16 protein-coding genes and 1 pseudogene are annotated in these 25058 nt (G+C 53.4%); 10 read left to right on the top strand and 7 right to left on the bottom strand.

Translation table 11 applies throughout. The annotated features are described in order from the left end of the window. Window positions 1-330: 330 nt before the first annotated feature. Entirely contained in the window at window positions 331-2214 is a 1884-nt protein-coding gene (locus VFO10_RS05410; RefSeq protein ID WP_325137837.1) for a 7TM diverse intracellular signaling domain-containing protein, read from the bottom strand. 54 nt (window positions 2215-2268) lie between these two features. Next, complete coding sequence (locus tag VFO10_RS05405) at window positions 2269-5700, bottom strand: ATP-binding protein (protein WP_325137835.1); 3432 nt, start codon at window positions 5698-5700, stop codon at window positions 2269-2271. A 399-nt stretch (window positions 5701-6099) separates the two neighbouring features. Here VFO10_RS05405 and VFO10_RS05400 point away from each other — a divergent pair, with 399 nt between their 5' ends. From VFO10_RS05400 to VFO10_RS05390, 3 genes are all read left to right on the top strand, one after another. Next, window positions 6100-6711, top strand: a complete 612-nt coding sequence (locus VFO10_RS05400; protein WP_325137833.1) for a hypothetical protein — start codon at window positions 6100-6102, stop codon at window positions 6709-6711. A gap of 156 nt (window positions 6712-6867) precedes the next feature. Next, window positions 6868-8496 carry a hypothetical protein gene (locus VFO10_RS05395; protein WP_325137831.1) on the top strand — a complete coding sequence of 543 codons (1629 nt, stop codon included), beginning with the start codon at window positions 6868-6870 and terminating at the stop codon, window positions 8494-8496. Window positions 8497-8623: 127 nt separating this feature from the next. Then, window positions 8624-9535 (top strand): hypothetical protein, encoded by a 912-nt coding sequence (locus VFO10_RS05390; protein ID WP_325137829.1) that lies wholly within the window; start codon window positions 8624-8626, stop codon window positions 9533-9535. Window positions 9536-9607: 72 nt separating this feature from the next. Here VFO10_RS05390 and VFO10_RS05385 read toward each other — a convergent pair whose 3' ends face one another. Next, window positions 9608-10189, bottom strand: coding sequence for a hypothetical protein (locus VFO10_RS05385; RefSeq protein WP_325137827.1), 582 nt, complete (start codon window positions 10187-10189; stop codon window positions 9608-9610). A gap of 222 nt (window positions 10190-10411) precedes the next feature. Next, complete coding sequence (locus tag VFO10_RS05380) at window positions 10412-11194, bottom strand: alpha/beta hydrolase (RefSeq protein ID WP_325137825.1); 783 nt, start codon at window positions 11192-11194, stop codon at window positions 10412-10414. A gap of 147 nt (window positions 11195-11341) precedes the next feature. Here VFO10_RS05380 and VFO10_RS05375 point away from each other — a divergent pair. Beyond that, window positions 11342-12478: pseudogene (locus VFO10_RS05375) on the top strand (alpha/beta hydrolase family protein); the annotation flags it as partial. Window positions 12479-12605: 127 nt separating this feature from the next. Continuing rightward, window positions 12606-13220, top strand: coding sequence for a hypothetical protein (locus tag VFO10_RS05370; RefSeq protein ID WP_325137821.1), 615 nt, complete (start codon window positions 12606-12608; stop codon window positions 13218-13220). Window positions 13221-13406: 186 nt separating this feature from the next. Here the strand turns inward: VFO10_RS05370 and VFO10_RS05365 are convergent, their stop codons facing one another. After that, the gene (locus VFO10_RS05365; RefSeq protein WP_325137819.1) at window positions 13407-13973 is read right to left on the bottom strand and encodes a hypothetical protein; all 567 of its coding nucleotides are present in this window, start codon (window positions 13971-13973) and stop codon (window positions 13407-13409) included. A gap of 247 nt (window positions 13974-14220) precedes the next feature. Here VFO10_RS05365 and VFO10_RS05360 point away from each other — a divergent pair, with 247 nt between their 5' ends. The 5 genes from VFO10_RS05360 (at window position 14221) to VFO10_RS05340 (ending at window position 21582) form a co-directional block, all read left to right on the top strand. Beyond that, complete coding sequence (locus VFO10_RS05360) at window positions 14221-14940, top strand: BON domain-containing protein (RefSeq protein WP_325137817.1); 720 nt, start codon at window positions 14221-14223, stop codon at window positions 14938-14940. A gap of 353 nt (window positions 14941-15293) precedes the next feature. After that, window positions 15294-16769 (top strand): TolC family protein, encoded by a 1476-nt coding sequence (locus VFO10_RS05355; protein ID WP_325137815.1) that lies wholly within the window; start codon window positions 15294-15296, stop codon window positions 16767-16769. A 21-nt stretch (window positions 16770-16790) separates the two neighbouring features. Continuing rightward, on the top strand, window positions 16791-17924 hold the full coding sequence (locus tag VFO10_RS05350; RefSeq protein ID WP_325137813.1) for an efflux RND transporter periplasmic adaptor subunit: 1134 nt from the start codon (window positions 16791-16793) through the stop codon (window positions 17922-17924). A gap of 3 nt (window positions 17925-17927) precedes the next feature. Continuing rightward, entirely contained in the window at window positions 17928-21050 is a 3123-nt protein-coding gene (locus VFO10_RS05345) for an efflux RND transporter permease subunit (protein WP_325137811.1), read from the top strand. Between the two features lie 64 nt (window positions 21051-21114). Beyond that, complete coding sequence (locus VFO10_RS05340) at window positions 21115-21582, top strand: hypothetical protein (RefSeq protein ID WP_325137809.1); 468 nt, start codon at window positions 21115-21117, stop codon at window positions 21580-21582. Window positions 21583-21595: 13 nt separating this feature from the next. Here the strand turns inward: VFO10_RS05340 and VFO10_RS05335 are convergent, their stop codons facing one another. Both VFO10_RS05335 and VFO10_RS05330 read right to left on the bottom strand, forming a co-directional pair. Beyond that, window positions 21596-24406, bottom strand: a complete 2811-nt coding sequence (locus VFO10_RS05335; protein WP_325137808.1) for a 7TM diverse intracellular signaling domain-containing protein — start codon at window positions 24404-24406, stop codon at window positions 21596-21598. Window positions 24407-24635: 229 nt separating this feature from the next. Then, entirely contained in the window at window positions 24636-24947 is a 312-nt protein-coding gene (locus tag VFO10_RS05330) for a hypothetical protein (protein ID WP_325137806.1), read from the bottom strand. Between the last annotated feature and the right edge of the window lie 111 nt (window positions 24948-25058).

Genomic DNA, 25058 nt, shown 5'->3' with positions numbered 1-25058 from the left:
AAGTTACTTCATTCGGTTTTCTCGCGAGGTCGATTAGCGCCAAGGTTAGACCACGAAGAAAGAAATAGACAATGAGTCCCACAACCAGAAAGGTCGGGTAGAAAAACGGCAGGAATTGACTCATGTCCACCCAGATTTTCACGAAACAGGCCTTCCTCAAGCTTCATTGTAAGGCTTATTCGTAGCGGCATTTTAACGAACATTCTAAAACCACTTTGGATTGAGCCGTACATGAAAGGTAAGGTACCGTATGGAAGGATATATTCGGGGACCGAAAAAGGGGTGAATTTTTCATTCAAGTCAGTCTTTGAAAAACCGAGGGGGACGGGATCAGATGGCCAGCTTCGGCCCCGCGGAGGCTTCCGAGCCGCTAATAATCCTGTAATAGACGACGTTGGCATTCAGGTCATCCCGGATGCTCATATGCTCCTTGCGCAGATCCAGCCTGGTGAAAATTTGCTGCAGGGAATGCGGCAGACGTTCGAAAATTCTCTCATGGACTGTAATAATATGTCCCGGCACTGAATTCGGAAACAGCTGCTTACGAAAGGACTGGTAACGAGTGGCCAGGATGATCGCTCGGCCAAAAACATCATATTCGATTGTTCCGACCTTGGGAAAGTATCCTTCCAGATAGTCCCGCGCTACGCCTATGGAACAGTAGATCGGGTATTGATTCTGCAGAACATCAACATGACTTTGGAAGATGGAGACAAAACGCAGGGCCAAGTCTATGGATAGTTCCACAGCATCCATGCCCTTGGGTGTTTTGAAGGGGTATCCCACCGAACACAGAAATCCGTCGCCCACTTCTTTAATACGATAGCCCGTGGACTGCAAATCTTCTGAATTATACGATTCATTGATGATGGAAACGCAGCCTTTGATGGACGCCTCGATGAAGCTCTTGGCCAGTGAAGGAGGCAGCTTTGAGCTGCCGATGATATCAAAATTGATCACGCAGGCCTCGCTCCTGCCGGTGGGCATCGTGTCTTCCAACTCTCTGCCGGCTTTGATCTGTTCGATCTGGTGGGGATAGAAAACCTTCTTCAGCTGATTGAAGGCATGCTTGTGTTCTTTGAGAGCGATCTGTTCCGCGTTTCTCACTTTTTGACCAATAGCAAAGGAGAAAAAGCAAAGTTCAGAAACAAAGCCCAGAAAGCTCATGTGCGAGAAGTAGCCAAATCTGGGAAACTGGATGCTGAGCACAGTCAGACAGATCGTTACCAGGAATATGCTCCAGCCTATGGTCATGTAGATGGCTGGCTGATAGCCTCGCAAGGCTCGTCTGAGTGAAACGAAAAGACTGTAGGCCAGGACTATCGGCATGCTCAGCGCGATCACAGCCCAACTTGCGGTAAACCAGACATAGACTGCGAAGACAAGGCTGTAGGCCATGAACCCGAGGGACACACGATAGAGGCGCGGATGACTGGTCGGCAGTGAGAGCGAGCTGTTACAGAATTGGAGCAGGGCACAGCCTGATATTCCCAGCACGACACCCAATTCTGACAAGTTCCAAACAGTATAGCCATTAAAAATAGCAAGGGCATGAAGCGCCGCGGCACTATAGATGGCATAGTAAAGAAAATAGGTTCGCCGAAAGAAGAAGAGCATGCCCAGATTGTAGAGAATCATGATAGCGACGGCGCCGAAGACTCCGGCGGATACATGCTGCTGGATTTTGACTTTTTGCATGAAGGTATTGAAGTCAGAGATATTGACAATGGATGCCTTGCCCTTGAGTTCTCCGCCGCTGAGCCTCATGGCTACAATATATGATCGCCCGGGAGGGACCTGAGTGGATAAAACATCCGCGACTGTTCTTACCGGATCAAAGGACCGAAGATGGTCTCCTTCAAAAATCCAGGCTTTGGTTTGCGGGAACTGTAAGGAGAAACTGATAAAGATTCTCTGGGGCTTTCCGCTCTTGTTATCGACTATATACATCCAGTAGGAGCGTCTGTGATTCTGCAGCTCATAGTAGTCCTTGAGTTCGTATTCATGCTTTTGCATACGCGCGACAATATCATGCTCTGCCAACTCCTCATCAAAGATGCCGAGCTTATAGAGGTTGGCCTGTTGAATGCTAAATGTTTCGCTTTCAATGACGAAGGTGGGAGGTTCGTCCGCCAAAAGATGAGTGCTGAAGAGAAGGAGTATGACAAGGCAGACAGGCCAAACCAGAGGCCTTGAGCGGCAAAAGCCACTCATCCCTTTATGGGCTCTGCTTTGTGATCCTATCCGTCTCATTCTCAGCTTTCTTGTCTAGCCGGATCTTTTATATTCTTGCATCCTGATGGATGGTATTCTGAAAACAATTTCTGGATACGGTGATTGACTGTTAATTTCCAGCGAACCTTGGGCTTTTTGAATCAGGCGTTCGAATGCCAAGGAATCCTTGCGGGCTGATCCACCGCCGCTGGCGCAGCTGATTACGGCTTTGCCTTCCGTTTCCGACACGCTGATGCGTATCCACTTTTGATCCGATCCAAGATTTGCTACGGCATCCATGGCATTGGAAACCAGATTCAGCATCACCTGCATCATGTGCCCCTGGCTCATGGTAACAGTACAGTCGTCCCCCATAACGTCCAGGCGGATTCCCAGTCGCAGCATGCGAGGACGCACGAGGCGGATGATGGCATCCAGGACTGCCTGGGTGGATGCATTCAAGGGGCTTTCACTGCCTTTGGAATATTCCAGAATGTTTTCCACCAATTCCATGACAAAGGTGGTTTGATTCTTCATCACCAGGAAGTTGCGGACTATATACAATACCTGCTCGCACTCCTCCTGCTGATCGGCTGATAGACTGAGAATCAGATGCCAGATCTTCCTGCGAGACGCCGCATGAATATCCACAAGGTCCAGGCTGGTTCGCAGCGACCTGAGGATCGCAGATTGTTCCTGGTGCGCATCGGTGAAACTCAGATCAGAAAACTGCGTGGATGCAGTCAGGAGCATGCGCTCGCTGGCGATCAGCCGACTTGCTTCCTGCCATTCCGGAAGGGGAATCGGCAGATAGCGCAGAATCTTTTCGCAGGCCCGCGGAATATCGTGGCTGGTGAAACTATAAAGCTGAAAGGCATTCTTCAACTCATGGCTGAAGTCATTCATCAGGCGACCCAGCTGACTTGGTTTTAGGCCTTCTTCTGCTTCGACCATCTTTCGCCTGGTTTCCAGGCGCTGTAGAAGGTTTTGCACGCGGAACAAAAGTTCTTCGTGATGAATCGGTTTGGCAAGATAGTCATCGGCACCCAAACCAAGGCCGAAGAGCCTATCATCATCACTGGCCCGTGCCGTGATGAGGATCACAGGAATGTCCTGAAGCAGGCTATCCTGCTTCATGGCCTTGATCACATCTTCGCCCGAGAAAAGCGGCATCATCATATCGAGGAGCAGGAGATCGGGGTGTTCCCGCCGCATAAAACGGAGAGCTTCCTGACCGTCGAGCACTGCGCTAACCTGGAAACCTTGATGCTGAAGCACGTCCCTTAGCACATCGCAGTTCATTTCGTTATCATCCACGACCAGGACGTGCCCCTTCACTGCGTTGACCGGAAGATTGCTGGGGACGGCAACTGCCGGGGTCATCCTGGTTTTAGGTTCAAGATGGCCCAAGGCGATCTCGGTCGGCTTCTGCAGGTGAATCTCTTTTTGTTCCGGTAGCGAGACGAAGAAGCGGCTGCCTTTGCCCTGCTCGGATTCCAATCGAATGTCTCCGCCCATCAGCTTCACAAACTCGCGGACGATGGCCAGGCCGAGACCGCTGCCTTCATAAGCCCGGCGGGAATCATCCGCGACCTGCTTGAATTCCTCGAATATTTTATCCTGATAGTCGATGGGTATGCCTATGCCCGTATCGCTGACAATAATATGGAGCCATCCGCCATCGCGCGTGATGGTGAGTGCCACTGCATTGGGACGAACAGGATCCGCGAACTTAAAGGCGTTGCCGACGAGGTTGCGGAGGATCGTAGCGATCTTCTCCCGATCGCCAATAAATTGCGAGAGGAGAGTTTGCCACTCGCAGTTGCATTGAAAGCTGAAATCATTGCGCTTCAGCAAGAGTCCCGCAGCCAAATCCTCGGTCTCGTCGATCAGATCTTTGATGGCTATGGAACTATTGCTGAGAGTGAGTCGGCCCTTCTTCGATTTCGCCAGATCGAGAATGGAGTTCACCTGATTCTTCAGGCTGATCGCGAGTCGAATACATTTCTGGAGTTGGACTTCGGCTGCCTCCGGTATTTTTCCGTAGCGGCCTTGCGTCAGTAGCTGCATGAAACCAATGATGCCGTTGAGAGGCGTCCTGAGTTCGTGGGACGTGTTTTGAAAGAATAGAGTACGAGCCTGCTCCTTCTCCTGGACTTCCTCCAGGAGCACCTGCAGGTCCTGTCGCATCCGTTCGGAGGCCTGATAGGTCAGGGCAAAGTCTTTGGCATTGACGAGGGCCAGGGCCAAAACCATGGCGAGGTTCGCGAGTGTTACGGCATTGCCGGGATCCTCGTTCAATTTAAAGATGCTGATGTGAATAATCGAGTACTGAAATAGGCTGCAAACAGCTGCGCCAGCGCCGAAAAACAGGGTTCCATTGATGCGATGCCGAAGGCCCATCGCGACCACAAGACCCATCAGAACTGTATTGCCCAGCATCAGTATGAGGTAAATGAGGCCAGAGATGTCATCCAGAGAGAGAATGGATGTCAATTGCCCTGCCAGGCAGCCGCCCAAGATGGCTGTGATACAGAGCCTTTGGGTTTTTGGCTGGATGAACTCCCTGATTTTTTCGAGTATGAAGAGTTGCAGACAGGCCATGGCCAGCAGATTTAGAAAGGTCCAGAGTTTGCCGATGTGTTTCGGATCCAACGGCAGATCGACGAAAGTTTGGACTGCAAGGAGAAAGGCCAGTGAGGCAAACAGACTCAAGTACAGCGAGGACCGATCCCGCCGCCGGAACGAGTAGATAAAGCCATAGAAAGTTCCCGCAAGAAAGAAGCAACCGATCAAACAGCCGATCAGCGCAAAGGTATTGCGCATCTCTTGAAAGAGATAGGTCTCGGGCCCGATAAAAAAACCCGAGAAATTGGTGGTCTTTGAAGTGTCGGAGACGGGCGTGGAAGCGTGAGTGATGATAAAAAAGTCGGTATCAACATCAAAGAAATTCAGAGGACAGCACATCACGCTTTGTTGGTGATTCCTATCAGGATCCGGGTCTGGATTGCCGAAGCTGCGAATTTCCCGAACCTTCCTTTTGTCAACAATATAGAAGCGGGCCGGATGATAGACGTTATAGGCACCAAACGCCAGCCGTCGGGGGGCAGGCGACCTGACCTGAAGCACATAGCTGCCATAGTTGACGTCTGCCGGATTCCGAGAGTTTTGGAACCAACTGTTGTTCGCGTCCAGAAGGAGAGGCTTTCTCTGGGCAAGGATTTTCTCCCAAGCTCCGGGCTGTAGAAGTTCATCGGGCGGTAGGAATTCCCCGGGAAAGAACCAGACTTTTCCGTCGACATACCAGTATTCGTCGTCTTTCAAACGGGAGAGGTCAAGCACGGGATCTGCGAGGGTCAGGAGCTTTTCATTGCCAAATCTAAGATAGCGGACTTTGTCAAACCATGAGGGTGACTGCAACGCAATTGTCGGCTCAGCCATGGCCATGGCTTGGAGGTTGAGAAGCAGTATGAATAGCCACTTCATGGATTTGCCTTAAGGGAGGCAATATTTGCCTATTAGGAACAGAAGAGAATGATCCTATTCCATTCAATCATGAAGTAAGTTGTGATCGAAGTGTAGGATTTTCCTGGAAGCTATTACCCACGAGATAGGGCTTGACGATACAGATTCCTGGCCTCCGGAGCTGGGAATTCGCCAAGGGGTCATCAGTGAAAACTTGAACGTCGTAATGTGTGACGAATGTGATCGGTTGAGTTCGTTGTTCGACCTCACAGAACACTTTCTTACATCGAGAGGCTTTTTTAAAGAATCCTGCTTGCTGGAAGTCGGAGGGAGGGATAATTCGAAGGGAGAATGTTTCTTCGTATTCCCGATGGCTCAGTCAGCCTCATCCTTCGTCTCAATATATGAAGGGAAATTATTATGTCGAATCAATCCATCAAAGCCTCTCTTATTGGTTTGTCGCTTTTTTCAGCTCAGGCCTGGGGTCAGATTGCGAATGTCACATACTTTCCGCCTTCAGGAAGCGGCTGCAATCCAGACGATTCTGAACTGATCGCAACAGGCAGTGATTTTTATTGGAACCTTGGACTGACCTTGAACCTTCCCCCTGCAGGATCCGGCAACCGCTATTGTGCGATGCGTGCGGGCCTGGAGCTGTTGCGCGGTTATTATCCCACTGAGATCTGGCAGGAGATCACATTCAGTGCCAACAAGTCCAGAGATGGAGCGATACTCTCTCTGAGTTCCTCGCACACTCTCTTCGGATACTCCTCGCAGCCCAAGGAGTTCAACTATCCATCCGGAACGCCGTTCCAGGAGCCTTCCAAAACGCTGGCGTGGACGACAGATCTTCGCTTCATACCACAGAGCTATTGGTGCGCTGCGGATCGGAATCCAAAGGGACTTTGGACGGCCAGGATTGCGATCAATGGATTGATCGAGAATCCCAACGCCTATCTCGTGTTCGGGCCAGATGGGAAAAAGACGACATATCGGTGGAAATTCATGTGGGCTCGGTGCCCTGGATTCTGAGCATACCCCAATGGCATCGATTGGCCTGACTCCGGTGTGATCCCATTTCCATCGAGGATTAAACGCAGGAGTTTTTGCTGTCTTTATCTTCATGCGCTTGCCCTGTATATCAAATCCGTTAACCGTGAAAAACGTGATAAGATGGAAGGCAAAAATATGAAGGTGACAAGCTCTCTTGTTTGTACGACCGGCGTTCTTTTCTCGATCCATGCTGCTTATGCGGGAAATGCCGAGCTGAATCCTCCGCGTGGACCAGCAAGAAATCCCTACCTGGCTGCGGAGAAGTATGCGATCACCCACTTCGATCCAGCTCAGACGGATGCGATGCCTTACCCAGCCCCTCGTGGGATTTTCAGGTTGAATCTGCGCGATTTCCCTCGCGTGGTGGGTGGCCCTGTAAATATCATGCAGCTGGCATCGACCTCGCCGAGCTTCATGTGGGGAGCGTCGAGCGGTGGGGTGAGCTATATGGATATTTCCAAGGGTGAACTGCGACCCGCAGCCCAGTATGCGACGCCAGGTCTGGTGAATATAGTTTCGAGCAAACTCGATAGTGTCCTGGCCCAACGTTTCAGAAGTATCGGTGATGTAGAAAACGCCGTGGCCGAGCTTGGGGTGAATTTCTCTCGACTTGCGAACAATACCTATGTGCTCGTGGATCGGGATAACGTGATGTTTGCAGCAGCGGGTGCCAGGATTTATGCCTACGGCCTTGTCGACCCGAAGGATCCAGCCCAAGGAATTCAGCTTCTGCGTGAACTTGATCTTACGGACCATCTTCAGGAGCTGGTGAAAGGGGGAGGCGAACAATTTTCGAAATATGGTGCCTTCATCGTTGGAGCGAGTCTGACTTATGATGGAAAATTGATCGTATTGACCAACGGTTCACTCCTGATACTGGATCGCAGCCTTGAAGGGCCTCGCCATACCCTGCGTTTTGCAGCGAACGAATATATCACCAACTCCCTCGCGATTGATGAGAAAAACGGCATCTATGTTGCGACCGATAGAAAGATGCATAAGGTGGTTTGGACGGGCGCGAAACTCTCACAGGACCAGGCTGATGGCGCATGGTCGGCGACCTATGATACAGGACGCGAGCCTCCCAGCGTCAAGTTCGGGTTCGGTACAGGGTCCACGCCTACACTGATGGGCTTTGGCCCCGATGAGGATAAATTGGTGGTGATCACCGACGGCGCCGATCGTATGAAACTGGTTGCCTTTTGGCGAGACGGGATTCCAGCTGATGCCAAGGCAGAGGCCCCGCGCAATCCCCGTATTGCCGGCGAGATTCAAGTGACGGCTGGCCTTTCGCCACTCCCTGAGTTTATCCAGAGCGAGCAGTCGGTTGTTGTCAAAGGCTATGGGGCTTTTGTTGTGAACAACATTCGTCCTGAAGGCCATCCCGATAAGCTGATAGATGTTCTGGCAGGAGGTCCTGTATTCGCTCCGCCCGCGGGTGTGGAGCGTTTTGAGTGGGATCCGATGCAGAATCACTGGCGATCGGTCTGGTCGCGTGGTGACGTTGTATCCACCAGCATGGTGCCGGCGGTTAGTATTCCTTCGAATATTGTTTTTGTAAACGGCTATACAGCTGTGGATGGTTGGGAACTTACGGGTATGGATTGGAACACGGGTCGTACTGTGCATCGCTCCATCTTTGGACAGGATAATCTTGGCAACGGAGCTTATGCGATCGTGCAGTTCCTTCAAAATGGTGATGCCCTTTTCAATAGTGTGGGTGGTCCGACCCGCGTGAGATTTTCGACAAAAGCCTCGCAATAGACTCAGGGGGAGCCAGAATCAAGGATTCTGGCCCTTCAGACGACTTCACTCGTCAAAAAACGCTATTCGTGGTACTGCACTTGCAATTGAAGGCTCGTGACCCCCTGTCTTTTCCATGAGGACGACCATGAAACACCGCGTTTTGACTCTGATTTCCACATCCTGGATGATTTACCTGGCCACCGGCTGCGGCGCGGCCCTGACACAAAAATCCAGGACTGCAGCCAAGGTTGACAGCTCGCCTGATGCGGCCCTGTGCCCGTCTGCATCTGAGGCTGGGGGTTTAAGTCTTTTCTGGTGGAGAACGCGGCGGGAAGTCATCATGCCCGTGTGGTCGAGCGATGGCAGTATGGTGGCCGCGTTTGAACAGAGCTATGAAGAGAAAAAGTCCTGGGACCCTTTGTCCGGGACCACAGAGAAGCGCAAGTTCTGCCACCGTCTTGTGGTGCAGAAAGCGGATGGCAGTGAGCGACGGTATGTAGGTCCTGTGCGTGCGGGGCAGGGGATTGTCCCATTCTATTTCAAACCTTCGGAACGGATCTATATCGGAGCGTACAAGGGTCAGAATCGTGAATTCTATCGCGTGGAAGCCGATGGGTCGCGCCGTTTGATTGCGACCCTTTCCGCCGGTGATGAACTTTTGCCTTCTCCTGATGGAAATGTCCTGGCGAGGATTACCCTTCCTGTTCCTTACTGTGACGTAAAGGGACCTGAAGTTCCTCTTCCCCTCGTGACCTATAAAGTGCAAATGCTGAACGCCGACGGTCAAGCCATCGGTCCTGAAGAGGATGTGACACAGCGTTGTTTCAGTCTTGGTTTTACCTGGACTCCCGCGCAGACCTTCATCGTATTCGATGGAGAAAGCGCTCAGGCCTTTGATGCCGAGGGAGCTGATCTGGGGGCCGTGCCTCAGCCTGGTTGCGCTGCACCGCGAACATCATCGAGCGAAGTTGATGGGCAGGGTCGGGTTCTTGGTTATGATGATAAGGGACTGATTGGAGTTGTCAGCAGCGACGGTCAGGCTTTTGGCTGTCAGTGAAGAAGGGTCGGCCGGTCCGCAGGGATCCGGCCACGCTTGGGGGCGGTTAGAGCCGCCTGAGGCAATTGTTATTTACTCCTGCGTCTTATCTTCGTCGTCATTGGAGTCATCCGTATCTTCCTCTTTGTTGAGATCGCCGTCTCCGTCTCCGTCTTTGCCGAAATCAGCGGAATCTTTAATATTCTCCTTAATGCGCTCGCGCAGTTGTTTTTCAATCTCGCCGGCATCGTTGTCCAGCTGATTGTCAGCTGCGGTTAGGTCTGAGAAGTCGTAGGTAAAGCCATTGAAGTTGAACCACTCAGCCAGTCGGAAAGCGATAATCACCTGGTTCGTGGCATCCTCTGCAATCTGGACGCCAGGGGCAAGACTGCCCTCTTTCATCAGGGAGAACTCTTCGTCAACATCTGTTTTCAAGCTGACCTGGATGGGACTGCCGCCGCTTGGTGTATAAACACCAGTCAGATAGATGCTTTGCTTCATAAGTGGATCTTGCTGACCGATTCCATCGACGTCACCCTCATCAAGCTTATGTATTTTGAACGTCAGCTCCTTGTATTCACCGACGGGCAGGTTGATGGAAGCCAGCGAGGGCAGGACTTCATTGCTCAAAAGGTTGACGATGTAAGGCCCCTCAAATTTTTCACGAGCTTCCACATCCTCTTTGCCGAGTTTGAGTTGGATCTCTTCGATCGAAACGCGAGCTTCTGTCAGCTCAAAGATGCCAATCATGGAGCCAGACTTTCCAATTATGGGAAGCAAGGGGTTGATGAGCGCGGCAGCTGGAGCACTCCCTATAATGGAGAGAGAAACTGGAGCTGTTTTAGGTTGTCCGCTGTCCGAAACTCCTAGGTAAAGTATTAGGAAAGCGCAGGATAGCTATTCATGCAGTTCCCGCAAGGTTTCCTGCAGGAGCGTATTGAACTCTTCGGGTTTTTCCAGCATCGGATAATGTCCGACGCCAGCCAACACCTTGAAGTCAAAGTTCTTGAAATACTTTCGATTCACCGTCGCGTTTGTTGGCCTCATGTCGGCATTGATAGCGCGAACCGGCAGCTGAAGCGCTGCGGCTTGAGGACGAATATCCGTTCGATAGAAGGGTTCCAGCACGGCCACCGCGAGTGCTGGATCCGCCGCACCCATCTCGTTTTGAAGCCGTTCGCGCACAGCCGCTGGAGACGCGGGAACCAGGAGAAACTGCGCGAAAGCATGATCCATGGTCGCCTGATAATCTGTTTTCAAACCTGCGAACAGGGGCTGAACGGCTTCGAGGCTCGGCATGTCATCAAGATCCAGCAAGGTATCGACAAGAATGATCGAGTGGACACGAGACCCGAGCAGTTGGGCTGCGGCGATGACGTTGGAACCGGACATCGAATGCCCGATCAGATGGCAGGCATTCAGTCCAGCATGCTGCACCACGGCCGCAATGTCGTCAGCAAAGCTCGCGACCGACCAGGTTTTTCGGTCTTTCCCAGAGCGCCCATGTCCTGCCAGATCCATTTGCACAACGCGATAGTGTGCTTCAAAAACCTTCCTTTGAGCTTCCCACCAGGATCCTTGACCCAGCCAGCCATGAACGAAGACCAAAGCCTCGGTGCCCTGGCCTGACAGCTCGTAGAAAATTTCAACTCCATCCCGTGACGCTACGAATGCTTGCATAAACTCTCCTGGATATGACTATCGCATCCTTAAGATGATCAGCGTCGATCATTTCGTCAAGCCATATTCCCCGTGGCCCGGTGCAGGTGGTAAACGACGGACGCTTGAATTAAGCTGGAAAATGACTTCAATACAGGACACCTTTCTTGGACAGCCGTCGATCCGAAGATTCAGGCCGACCTGGAACTTCTGAAGCGCGAGGCTGGTGGAAACTGGACTGTGCTCAGCCGCACGGACGATGAGAGGTATTGGGTTCTTGCGATTGATCGTGTCAACGAGCCACCAGCCTTTTATCTTTATGATAGTCCTGGGAAGAAGCTGACTTTGCTTTTCACCTCACGCCCGGAACTGGAAGGCAAGCGTCTTGCTCCCATGCATGCACGTGATATCACGGCGCGTGATGGAACGACTCTGCCCTCGTATTTAAGCCTTCCCCCGGATGCGGATCCTGATGGAGATGGCAAACCAACGAAGGCCTTGCCCATGGTTCTCTACGTTCACGGCGGCCCTTGGGCTCGGGATACTTTTGGTTTCAACCCGATCCATCAGTGGTTGGCCAATCGTGGGCTCGCCGTTCTTTCGGTCAACTATCGCGGTTCAACGGGATTCGGCAAGGATTTCATTAACAAGGCCAATTGGGAATTTGCGGGCGCCATGCATCAGGATCTGGTGGATGCCGTGGATTGGGCTATAAAGCAGGGCGTGGCGCAGAAAGATAAAGTCAGGATTATGGGCGGTTCCTATGGTGGGTATGCGACGCTGGTGGGTATGACCTTTACCCCCGATACCTTCGCCTGTGGAGTCGATGTCGTGGGACCTTCCAATCTTGTGACGCTTATTGAAAGTTTTCCGGCTTACTGGCAGCCGTTCCTGGAATCCTCCTGGTACAAGCGCGTGGGCAATCCCAAGTTGGAAAGTGAGCGGAAGGATCTTCTGGCCCGATCGCCGATCACCAAGGTGCAGGACATTAAAAGACCTTTGCTAATCGGTCAGGGCGCGACCGATCCGCGCGTGACGCAGAAAGAATCAGACCAGATTGTGGCGGCGATGAAGGCCAGGTCGATTCCTGTCACCTATGCTTTGTATCCTGATGAAGGGCATGGGTTTCAGAATCCGGAAAACCGGATTAGTTTTAACAGTCTGACGGAGAATTTCTTTTCCAAATGTTTGGGCAGTGCCGCGCAGCCCTTTGGACAGGATCTCACAGGTTCGTCTCTGCAGGTGCCGGATGGGGTTGAGCACATTCCGGGTTTGAAAGAGGCTTGGAACGCCAGGAATAAGTGAAGTTGTGGCAGGCTGGGAGGCGTGCGTCAGCCGTCCCCAGACGGAAAAACCACTGTCAAATGCAAGAATAGGATAACATGATGGATTGATGATATTCTTCGGACCGACACCACGGGAGGTGATACACATGGTGAATGCTTTTATGCTCTCTATCATGCTGCTGCTGACGTTTAACATGCAGAGCTGTGGCTACAAGGCCGCTGATGGGGATGATCTTGAAGCTCGGGAAGGCGAGATCGTCGGAATCCTCGTCGGCTCAGACGGGAAAAGCGATCCTAATTCAACGATTGAACTCTATCGCGCCGACGGCGAGACACCGCTCACCAAGTATACCGGCATAGATTCCGATGGACGCTTTGGAGTCTTTCCCCCGGAAGATGGCGTCTACAGCATTGTTGGTTCGATTGGTTCTTTGGATAAGGTCATCGTGCAAGGAATAAACTTTACAGTAGCCGATGGCTTAAGCATCGGTACCATACAGACCGCTAAAGTCGGAGGTCTTGCTGTTCGTGTGATCGTTCCTGATGGATATACACCAGACGGAGTGAACTTTCAGCTTCTGGGTTATGAAGCATCGGGCACGACGATCGCGGAGGGTGCAGGTCTGATCGAAGAGGGGATTCCTGCTGGTTTCTATCAAGTGAAATTCAGCAAAGCCGGGCTTCAGACCCAAATTGTCAAGGATGTTGATATTCAGTCTGGAGAACCCACGGTCTTGCCGAATGTGACTTTGACGGAATAAATCGTGAGGCCGTGAATCGGATAGAAGCCCGACCAGTGCTATCGCAGTCCCTAAGGCTGGAGCCTTGCCTTGAGAAAGTCAGGAGGACGAGCAGCATGTGCCATCACGCAGCCTGCAGTCGAGCCAAGGACGAGAGCGAGAGGGCGCATGGCCGTGGAAGTTCTGAGCGACCATGGCCTGTGAGACTCACCCATGAGCCTGCCGCCTGTGGTATGAGTCGATGATCTCGGTTTTCTTCGCAAAAAGCATGATCCCGCCAGCTGCGACCAGGTTGAGGGCAGCGGCCAGCCAGAAACTATTCATGCCATAGAGCACGAAGGCTGAAATCATGGTGCCGAGTGAGAAGCCGAACGCCATATGGCCGAACCAGTGAGCAATAGCGGTTGGGATCCAGTACTTCGCGTATTGTTGATTCACTTCCTGTATCGCGAAGACTTCGTAGATGAACCAGTACATCATGGCAAAGCCGGTGACGAAACCGATGGCACCCCCCACGCCGGCTGAAACAAGAAATGTTTGTATATTTAAAAATTGGATAGTCATGTAGTAGAGCCAGCAAAGGGCAAGCCCTGTAGTCAGGTAAATGATCATTCCGGCTGAAAAGAAGCGCTTGGGTTTATTCGTAATGTCCGTCCCTATCAGGCGGATCACATCGCCATGTTGAAAGCCATCCCAGATCAAGGCGTACATCAGTGATGCCATCAGTAAGGTGGCAATGACCGCTCCAAGGACTGTGACGATTGTCGCAAGCATAATTCCTCCTTCGCTTGTTTTCCAAGCAGACTCAACCGACACGGCTGGTCAATCCTCATTCTTTATAGGGACAGCAATGATCATGCCAGACGATAGCCGCGATCACGGCGCGTCGCATAATTTCATAGAGTTTTTCATACAGATCAGGAAATTCATGGATAGTAGGGTGCTCATCAATGATTTAACGTCATAAGCAAATGAGTTTTTATCGTTTTAAAACTCAGTACTGAGCAAAGGAGTAATGATCATGCAGGAACGCGGATATCAGGATGAAGATAGACAGAATCGTCGTGATTTCAGTGATAGGGACAGAAGCCGCCGTGACTTTGATGACAGGAACTTCGGTCGTAATGATCGTATGAATCGGGGGGATCTTGATCGTTGGGGCGATCAATCCGATCAAGGTATGTACTCAGGACGTTCCTACGACCGAGATGAGGACAATAGAAACCTGGGAGGCTATGGCAGCAGCATTGGTTCACAGCAGAGATTTGCGCCCTTCGACCGTGACCGTGGATTGAGCGGCAGAAATCTCTCCGGTTCCTATGGGAATCAAAGCTCCTTTGAAGGTCAGCAGAGCTATCGGGACTTTGAAAGGGACGACCGCCAGCGCAGCAGGCAGCAGTCCATGGGACCCCATGCCGGACGCGGTCCAAAAGGCTATCAAAGGTCCGATGAGCGGATCAAGGAAGACGTCTGTGACTGCTTAACCCGCGATCCGCAGGTGGACGCTTCCGAGATTGAGGTGCAGGTCAAAGACGGTGAAGTGACGCTGACGGGAACCGTCTCGGAAAGAAATGAAAAGCGTCGTGCTGAAGATGCGCTTGATGATGTACTGGGAGTGAAGGAGATCCACAACCAGATTCGCGTGCAGGCCCATCACCAGGAGTCTGGGGAGCGAAATATCCAGGGTCAATCGCAGCAAGGCAAGCAGCAATCAGCGTCTCAAAAGGGGTCGCAGTTCTGAGTCGCAGTCAGATAGGGACAATTCTTCGCAGCCCAGACCCTTGACTGGGCTTTTCAGGGATGCCCGTGATGACACGTGTGCATCCTGCATAGTCAGCAGCATAGGCAATTCTCTGGCCAATCGTCCGACAACGAAGAGTTCGCATTAGCCTTGTGGCAAAAGGTCAGGGAAGGAATGAAAGTTGCAGGAAAAATATCACTTGAGTGGGGTTTCTACTCTCCACGCACGGTGAGAAGAATGCGATACGACGCTTGAAAATTTCCAGAAGTGGAGTCTGGGACGTACAGGGGTGAACCTTCAACCACGGCTCTCCTACGGGCTGTCATACCCTTCAACCATTCAGGAGTCTGGTTTTGAAGTGGCCTATCCACCTCTTCATTCTGGCCCTGCAGATTCCCTGCAACGATGGGCAAGCTGCAGATGATACGGCTGACTTTGACCTCGGCATCGAGGAAGCTTTGCAAAGAGCTGAGCGGGCGAGTGAAGACGTCGCTGCAGCCGTGGCCGCCGTCGGGGCGGCCAAAGGCCAGCAGACGCAGGCCCGAAGCGAATGGTTCCCGCAACTGACTGGATCTCTCAGCTATGATCGCTTGCTGGAACCTGATCGACCGGAGTCGATGTTTCCCAGTGTATCCGGGGGGCAGACCGGAGCAGCCGGCGGCTTGAGTCCGTTCTTCCAGGAAAATACCTGGCGTGTAGGTTTGGTCTTTTCCCAGAATCTTTATGCCGGTGGACGAACCCGGGCACGTCAGGCCATGAGCGAAGGCTCTCTCCGCGTCGCGGAACTCGATCTGGCCTCAGCGCGGGCCCGCGCGGCGCTCACGACCGTGCAAATCTATTATGATGCCGTGCTCATGCAGAAACTTTCGAGCATTGCAGAGTCCGCTTTACAGCAGTCTGAGCAGACACTGCGCCTCGTGCAACTCGGTGGTGAGCAGGGAACACGACCCGAGTTCGATGTGCTGAGGGCTCAGGTGGCAGTGCAGAATCAAAAGCCGCAGCTCCTGACCGCGCGCATGCAGAAGGACCAGGCTTTGCTCCGCCTGAAGCAGCTGCTGGATATTCCCCTTGAAAAGTCGGTGCGTTTAACATCGAGCCTGGAAGGCGACAAGGATCTCTTGGATCTGACGGCGATGGCTCGTCAGGTCGCCGACATTTCCCCGGGTGAAGCCAAGGGAAACGCGCGTCTCATTGTTGAAAGGGCTGAAGCTGCCGTCGCTATGCGCTCGGCAGCGATTGATCTTGCTCAGTCGCAGCATGTTCCCAGTATCTCTGCGGTCTCGAATTACGGCCTCGTCGCCTATCCTGAGTCGGGTATGCCGGAGTCGGGGGATTGGTTGAAAACCTGGACCGCTGGCCTGCAGGTGAACGTCCCGATCTTTAGCGGTCTCAGGGTTACAGGTGAGGTGCGCAGCGCGGAGGCTGATCTGGAAGTTGCCCAGACGCAAAAGCAACAGACCAAGGAGCAGGCGGCGTTGGATACGCGCAGCGCGTTCGATGAATTGGCTGCGGCACTCGCGCTGTGGCAGGCCAGTGCGGGAACTGTTTCGCAGGCAGAGCGAGCCTACCAGATCGCCGAGCTGCGATATAACGATGGAATTTCCACGCAGCTCGAACTATCGGATGCACGGCTGCAGTTACAGCAGGCTCAGGCGAATCGGGCTCGTTCGGCACGGGACCTGCAGGTGGCGCGTGTTCGCGTTGCCCTGCTGCCTCATCTGCCTTTGAACCTTGGGTCTGGAGTTGGAAGAGGAATGACACCAGCAGGCGATGGCACTCTTCCATTCCTGCCGTCTTTTCCAGCATCACAGGGGCAGAGCACACCTTAGGAAAGGAATGGGGGATTCACTATGCTATCGAAGTTTTCGAGGTCCAGCAGAACCTGGCCTCTGGCCTTCATGCTGACTGTGCTTCCCCTGGCGGCCTGCCAGCGTCCGCAAAACAAGGGCAGCGCTTCCGATGAAGCGCAGCCTATCCTCATAGGACCCGAGAGCACCGTTGACGTTCGCAAAGATACGATCAGCTCAGGTCCTCGCCTTTCAGGATCATTGGAGCCACGCGAGCAGGCGCGTGTGCGCGCAGAGATTTCAGGATCCGTTACGTCCGTCAAGGCGGAGATCGGAGACCTTGTCAAAAAAGGTCAGGTTCTGGCCCGCATTGAAGATGCTGCTCTGCGCAATGCTTTTTTATCGGCGAAGTCCGCATTGACGTCCGCTGAGCTTGAGTATCAGAACGCGAAAAGGCAGGCGGATCGTACCGAAAGGTTGGTGGAAGGCGGAGCGCTCGCCAGGCGGGATCTGGAAATCGCGCAAAGCAATAGTTCCGCAGCCAAGGCTCGTACCGCTCAAGCTCGTGCCCAGCTTGCTCAGGCACGGCAGCAGTGGGATGCAGCGACCGTCACCTCACCGATGGATGGATCCATCAGTGAAAAAGCCGTGAATCAAGGGGATATCGTTACAGTTGGGGCGCCGCTGTTCACCGTCATTGATCCCTCAAGCATGCGACTTGAGGCTTCCGTTCCGAGTGACGCCATCCCCTTCCTTAAGGTGGGAAGCCCGGTGACGTTCGAAGTCCGTGGCTACCCTGATCAGACTTTTACGGGAAATATCTCTCAGGTAGCGCCCGCTGCGGATCCTGTCACCCGACAGATCACGACTTTGGTTGACATCCCAAATCCGGGAGGCAAGCTGATTGCCGGTCTCTTTGCAGAAGGGCGCATCGGGGCCCAAACGCGCGAGACTTTGGTGGTGCCGCTATCCGCTATCAACAGCCCCGAGGAAAATCCTTATGTCATCCGCATCCGGGATGGACGTGCGGAAAATGTTCCCATCAAGCTCGGCCTGCGCGATCCTCAAACTGAACGCGTCGAGATTCAGGGGCCGATTCAGGAAGCCGACGTGCTTCTCAATGGGGCCACGCGTTCGCTCGCGCCAGGTACACCCGTAAAATTAAGTGGTCGCAATACCGAAGCGAACAGAGGTTGAGGCATGTGGATTTCCAACTTCGCGATTAAAAATCCGGTTGTCACCATCGTGACGACTCTGGCTCTGGTCGTCTTCGGCGCCATCGCACTCTTCATTCTGGATACGGATGAATTCCCTGAGGTCAATCCTCCTGTGATCAGCATCGCTGTCCCTTATCCCGGTGCTGCGCCGGAAACCGTGGAGCGCGAAGTCGTCGATCGCATGGAGGAAGCATTTGCCGCGATTTCCGGGGTCGATGAGATTCAGTCGACCTCGATGGACAGCTTTGGCATTATCACGGTGACTTTTGATTTTGAAAAGGATCTGCAGCAGGCCTCCCAGGATATACGCGACAAGATCTCGGAGATTCGCCAGGACCTTCCTCCTGAAATGGAAGAGCCGACGCTCACGCGTTTTGATCCTCAGGATCTGCCTGTGGTCTCTCTCACTCTGACGTCAGCCCAATATTCTGAAGCGGAGCTGACGCGCATCGCGGATCCTGGCATCGTGAGTCAGCTGCGAAGTCTGAATGGAGTCGCTGATGTCACGGTGGTGGGAGGCGTGGAGCGGGAATTGACAGTTGAACTCCAACCCCAGGCTCTGCAAGCGGCGGGCGTGAGTGTGGCCCAGGTCGTTCAAACGTTGCAGGCGCAGAATGTTGCAGCTCCTGTAGGACGGCTGACAGGCTCATATAATGAGCGCGCTATTCGCCTGTCCGGGCGCCTGCAGGGGCCCGAGGATTTCAAACAGGTCGCGATCGCGACGGTGAATGGGAAAGCCATCCGGCTTGGGGATGTCGCCCAAGTCAGTGACGGTTCTGAGGAACAGAGAACCCTGGCGCTCTATAACGGACAGAGGGCGGTGGGGATTGATATCAAAAAAAGTACCAATTCCAGCACGACTGCTGTCAGCAATCGTATCCGGGAGGATATCAAACGCATTCAGGAGGGACTGCCTCAAGGCGTGAATTTACAGATCGTGCGTGATTCCGGAGTGCGTGTGGAACTTTCCGTGGAGGATGTGGAAGCTTCCTTGGTCGAGGGAGCCCTGCTCACTGTACTGGTGGTCTTTATATTTTTAGCGTCGTGGCGTTCGACCGTGATCACAGGATTGGCCCTGCCCGTTTCGGTTCTGGCGTCGTTCATCGCCGTCTGGGCATTTGGTTTCACTCTGAATTCAATGTCTCTGCTGGGTCTTTCGCTCGCCATTGGAATATTGATTGATGATGCCATCGTCGTGCGTGAAAACATCGTTCGGCATATGGAGATGGGCAAGGATCATGTCACGGCCGCCCGGGAGGGAACGTCGGAAATCGGGATGGCGGTGGCCGCGACGACGTTCTCGATCGTTGTGGTTTTTGTCCCGATCGCCTTCATGGGTGGGGTCGCCGAGCAATGGTTCGCGCCCTTTGCCTTGACCATAGCCTCATCCGTTATGGTTTCTCTGTTCGTGTCGTTTTCATTGGATCCCATGCTTTCGGCGGTCTGGAGTGATCCCGAGGTTGAAGGCGGTAAAAAGACCTGGGTCAGTCGCAAGCTCGATATTTTTAACGCCTGGTTTGACCGTCAGACGGAGCGTTATAAGCGTATCATCGCATGGGCCTTGCGGCATAAATTGATCATGTTCCTCTTCGCTCTGGGCTCATTTGTGGGGGCGCTCATGATGCCTGCTGTTGGTCTTGTCGGCAGCGGCTTCTTTCCCCTTCAGGATCGGTCGGAGTTCAGTATCAGATTGGAATCACCGCCCGGCTCCAACCTCGACTATACGCGACTCAAGGTGGAGGAAGCGGCCCGCATGGCCAGGGAATACCCCGAGGTCGCTTACACCTATGCTACCGTGGGCGGGCGGGGTGAAGCCGTGGACGAAGCCAGCATCTATGTACGATTGGTGCCGAAAGCCGATCGGAATCGGAGCCAGCATGTTATCTCTGATGATATGCGCTCCAGAATTCAGAGAATCGGAGGCGTCACGGCCTCGCTCACGACCGGAGGCTTTGGTTCTCAAAAGCAAATCGAAGTCGAGATTCGTGGAGCGGAACTCCCGGTGCTGCAAGGTATTGCAGACGAATTGCAGAAGGCCGTCGAGAAAATCCCCGGGGCCGTGGACGTCGGGCTTTCAACCAAAGGGCAAAAGCCCGAATTGGACGTGCGGGTGGATCGGGAGCTGGCAGGTTCGTTAGGTCTGACTGTGGGACAGCTGGCTCAGGCTTTACGGCCAGCCTTTGCCGGAATTGATGCCGGGGATTGGGTGGATCCTACTGGGGAAACGCGCGATGTCATGGTCCGATTCGCACCTGAATTCAGGGCTCGTCCCTCGGATCTTGAGGGGATGCCGGTCATGGTCAGCAGCCAGGAAGGGCAGCAGCTGATACCGCTGGGACAGGTCGCTCATATTCAATTGAGCGAGGGTCCGGCCCAGATCAATCACCTCGACCGCCGACGGGTCATTACTGTCGGAGCGAATACGGATGGCCGTCCTCTTTCAGAAGTGGTGCCCTCTATTCAGGAAAAAGTGAAGAGCATGCATCTGCCTCCGGGTTATACCATCACGCAGGGTGGGGAAGCGGAAAGTCAGAGCGAAGTCTTTGGCCGAATTCTTCTGGCGCTCGGCATTGCCGTGATGCTGATGTATCTGATCCTGGTCATGCAGTTTGGTTCTTTCCTGGATCCCATTGCGATCATGGCCTCGCTGCCTCTATCGTTGATTGGCGTTATGCTAGGACTTTTGCTCACGGGTTCAACCCTGAACCTTATGTCCATGATTGGCGTCATTCTCCTTATGGGGATCGTGGCAAAGAACGCGATACTCCTGATCGACTTTGCGAAGTGGGCAGAAGAGGACGGCAAGGATCGCAAGACGGCTATCGTCGAAGCGGGAGGCACGCGTCTGCGGCCGATTATCATGACCAGTCTGGCGATTGTAGTGGGGATGCTGCCCGTGGCGATCGGCAGTGGAGAGGGCGCAGATTTTCGAGCGCCTCTCGGACGCGCTGTCATCGGCGGGGTCGTGACCTCGACGATCCTTACGCTGCTGGTGATTCCTACATTTTACGAAACCTTGGCTGACTGGCGTGACGCAGCCTTTCAACGCATGTTCAAGAGATCGGCCCGTATCCACGGAGCGGGCGGTCACAGCGCAGCCAAGTAAAAATCATGCGGCAGAGGTTGCCGGCGAGTCGATGGCATCTGGCCAAAAAGAGAAGGAGCATCCTATGCAAAAGCTGGCGGATTTTTCCCTTTGGTTTTTCTCACTGCTATTCGTGACAGGCTGCGCCAGTCCCGGCTCAGGAACCGATAGAGAGGGAACGATACCAGCGGATGTGGATCGTGTTGTCACCGGTGATGAGCTGGCCGAACCCTCAGCCTATGTCGGCAAGAATATTTTGGTCCGTGGCGAAATCTCCAAAATTCTCTCGAATCAGGCCTTTATTCTGAGTTATGGTGGTGGCCTTCCAGGGCCTCGTGGCGGAAAAATTTTGGTTCTTCAGTACGCTGCCCGAGCTGGATCCTTGGCTGTGCCGCTGACTTTAGGCGCGCGTATGGAGGTCGTCGGACCCGTTCGGCTATTCAACCTGCCCCTCCTGGAGAACGAATTGAACGTCAACCTGAGCGACGATCTTTTTGCCCAATATAAGAATGAACCTGTTTTGATCGCTCGCTCCGTGATCCATCGAACTTAAGAAGTCCCGCCTTTTAAGCTGCAGCGGGAGTGATCGGCAAGGACGCTTGAATGAACGATGTGAGCGGCAGACGAATTTCAAGGCAGAAGGGATGACACTCAACCTTGCTCTCAGGATTGAGGAGCTGAATCTGAATTTCACCGCCCGCGCCTTCCAGGTATGTTTTCACGGCCTCCATGCCCATGCCGCGACCCGAGATATCACTGACCACCTTCGCCGTGGACAGGCCCGAGCGGAAGATGAGCCTGGCCTTGGCTTCCAAGGTCAAGTCCTCGCCGTCGCGTATGAGGCCTTGATGTTGGGCAAGGTCTGCAAGTTTCTTCAAATTCAAGCCCTGGCCATCATCCTGGTAGCGAAGGACGACCCAACCTGCCTCTTCGATCACATGCACCCTAATATGCCCGGCCTCGGATTTTCCCTGCTGGGCTCTTTTTTGAGGATCTTCGATGCCGTGATCCATGCTGTTGCGTACGATATGGACCAGGACGCGCCGCAGAAGTTGATCGGTCTGCTGCTCCATATAGAATCCGTGGGCTTCGATGGTAAGATTCGGGGGCAGCTTATGCAGATCACGTGCCAGCATTTGCGTGCAGCTCAGGACATCTTCCAGCGTTTCCTGCAAAGGACGGTAGACCAAGGGCAGAAGGTGGCTCTGCAGCCTGGCGATACGTTCACTGGCCGTTGGGGGCTGTTCCTGGCTGAGCGCCTTTAGCTCCTTGTACATGTGCAGAAGATCGGATGCGGCGACCACGATGCGATCAGTATTCATCCAACGGCGCCCGAGTTTATTGTTATTGATGGATTCATAGGTGGCGAGCACGCGATGGGCTTCCTCCAGATCCTGATTCATGCGCTCCACATCCCAATGCGCATCCGCTTCCTTCTGCAGCCTCACGTAATACTGTTCGACGTCGTGGAAAATGCGCGTGATCTTTTTCAGGTAAAGAGATCGCGCTGCTCCCTTCATGGTATGCATATTGATGAAGAGGACCTTCAGCGCCTGCATATCACGCAGGGCGATGCTCCGGGAGTTGATAAGCTTATGATTCTCTTCCAGGTATTCCTGACAGTTTTGAATGAAGCGCTGGAAAGCCTCAGGCGCGACGTTCAAGAGTTCCTGGATGAACTGCAGTTCCTCCTGGCGATCCTGCGCGTCATGCTCCAGCATCCGCAAATGAGTGACATCGCGCGTGGCAACCAGGATTTTTTCGATGATATCGTGCGCATTGACCACGGGATGCCAGCTCAGGTCCAGAATGCGGGTATGGCCTTCGGATTCTCCATACCGGGTTTCGTGGGGGAGCGCCGCGCTGTTCAATTCGAAACTGAGGGCTGTCTCCCCGAGCATGGCATCCAGGGCCTGTGCGACCTGATGTCTTTCATCCGAGTTGAGATGGCTATTCTGGAAGAGAAGTTCCGTAGCATCCGTACCGATGAAATCCTTCTTTTTGAAGATGGTCTCCAGATAACGGGAATAGTCCTTGTGGATGGAGCGTCCAGGGCTTGTGATCGCAAAGATCCCGAGCTGGATATGGTCCATGATGCTGCGAATGTCCCGGGTCTTTTCTTCGACGAGCTGTTCAAGATTCTCATTCAGCTGGCGGACCTGCATTTCAGAATGGGCCAGATCGGTGAAAGCGTTAGAAAAGCGTCGTGCCAGGAGAAATGATTGACCGATGATAAAAGCGAGCAGGCCGAAGCCACTCAAAGGCCGGGAGTCTATCACGGCACGCAGCAGGTCATGGATGCCTGTGATGCCTATGACGGTCAAGCCCATAATAAAGATGCCAGCGCCTTCTTCGCGCCTGCGTAAGGCCTTCATCAGGGCCCAAAGGCTATAGAAAATCAGCAGCGCCGTTACTGCCTGATAGACGTAAAATGCAGCGCTTACGGCTGTGATGTCGGCCAACCAGAAATAGATGAAGAGGCCGAGCGAGAATACGGTATAAGCCTGAGCCAGCGTCCGCGGAAAGTAAGAAGGGAAAAGTTCCCGAGCGTAGTATAGGAAGGCCGGCGTTGCGAGCATCCAGCTGAGTATAAGACGCAGACGCAAGGGATATTCGATGTCGGGCAGAAAGGTGGCGACGACGGTTCCTTCCGCTCCGAACACATAGAGCCCTATCGCGAGGCAAACCAGTCCGAAGTAAAGGGTGGATCGTATGGATCTGCGCAGGGCATAAAGGCAAAGGTGATAGACGCCCATCAGCAGGAAGCTGCCGATCAAAGCCAGGGCCAGAGAAAGCTCCCGCTGATAGGATGTTTTGATGGCCCGCGCGGTGCCCAGAGTGGGGGCATGAGGAAAGCCCGACATCATGGATTCATGGTTGGCGGCCTGGATCACAATGTCAAAAGCTGCGCTGCGTGGCGTAAAGGTCCAGATATCATCGCGAACAAGAGTCTGCCCCGTGTCGCGTTCCCTCTTTTGTCCTACCCGCCCGAGTTCCTCGATCATAACGCCGTCTATGAATATTTTCGCGGAGGATAGGATCCAGGGTGAATGAAGGGCCAGAGTTCGGGGTTCTTTGAGGATGACGCGCAGGCGATAGGTCGCGAAACCGAAAGTCGGGTATTTGGTGACGAGGCTCCAGCTGCCAGGTACCTTGATCCATTCCTGGCCTTCGGGTATACGGCCTTGAAAATCGGTTGGAGTATAAAGGTGTGACCAATAGAATTCCCAGCTTCCCCGCAGCGGCACCAGAGCTTCCTTTTCGAAATCCCAGTCGCGAAGATCAAGCAGTCCGTTCCGAACCTGCTGAGACAAGGCCGGTGTCGCAGGACTCAGAAGGAGGAGTGTAAGCAGGATTTTGCAGAACTTTCGCAGCATAGGCTTCATTCTCCAGGCCGAGGCTTCATCGGGAAATGAATCCGAATTTTTATGGCGGGCTTAGGCAGGTTGTGCAGGGGAAAAAATGCTGCATCTTTATCGAGGGATGCGCTTTCGTAGGGCGAAGTGAATACGCACAAGTAAGGGGTGGTTGGAAGAGCCAGAACCGAGTTCGGCCCTTCCATGGGCGGGAATCAACGAATGAGGCGGCCCTTCCATAGATCAGGACCTATTGTCCGCCGTAAGGTGCATCCTGAGACGCCGACGAATGATCAGGGCGCCCGGAAGCACTGGTCTGGCGATTTCGGGCTTCGCGACCTCGATGGCTGCCTTGACCAGAGGGACCGATATTGCCCTTCCTGTTGTCATGACCTTCGGCGATATCGATTTCGCTTTGCCGCCGCTCCGTCTCGGACATCGAGAGGGCTCGTTTGGATGGTTCACCACCTGTGTTGTGCTTGCCCTTATGATTCTTTTGCTCGTCCTTCAGAGCTTGTTCGTCTTCCTGATTCTTCCGCTCCTGACTAAGTTTGCTTGGCATAAGTTCACCTTTTCTTGTGTGGCCTGGTTCATAAAGGCCCCAGGCAAATGAATTCCGCGACAAATCCTGCTTGCTTCTCTCACCATGCAGTGGTTCCGAATGACTTCATGT

This window comes from Oligoflexus sp. (assembly GCF_035712445.1).
Classification (GTDB): domain Bacteria; phylum Bdellovibrionota_B; class Oligoflexia; order Oligoflexales; family Oligoflexaceae; genus Oligoflexus.
Note: the sequence above shows the minus strand (reverse complement) of the source record. Positions and strands in the feature narration are given on the sequence as shown.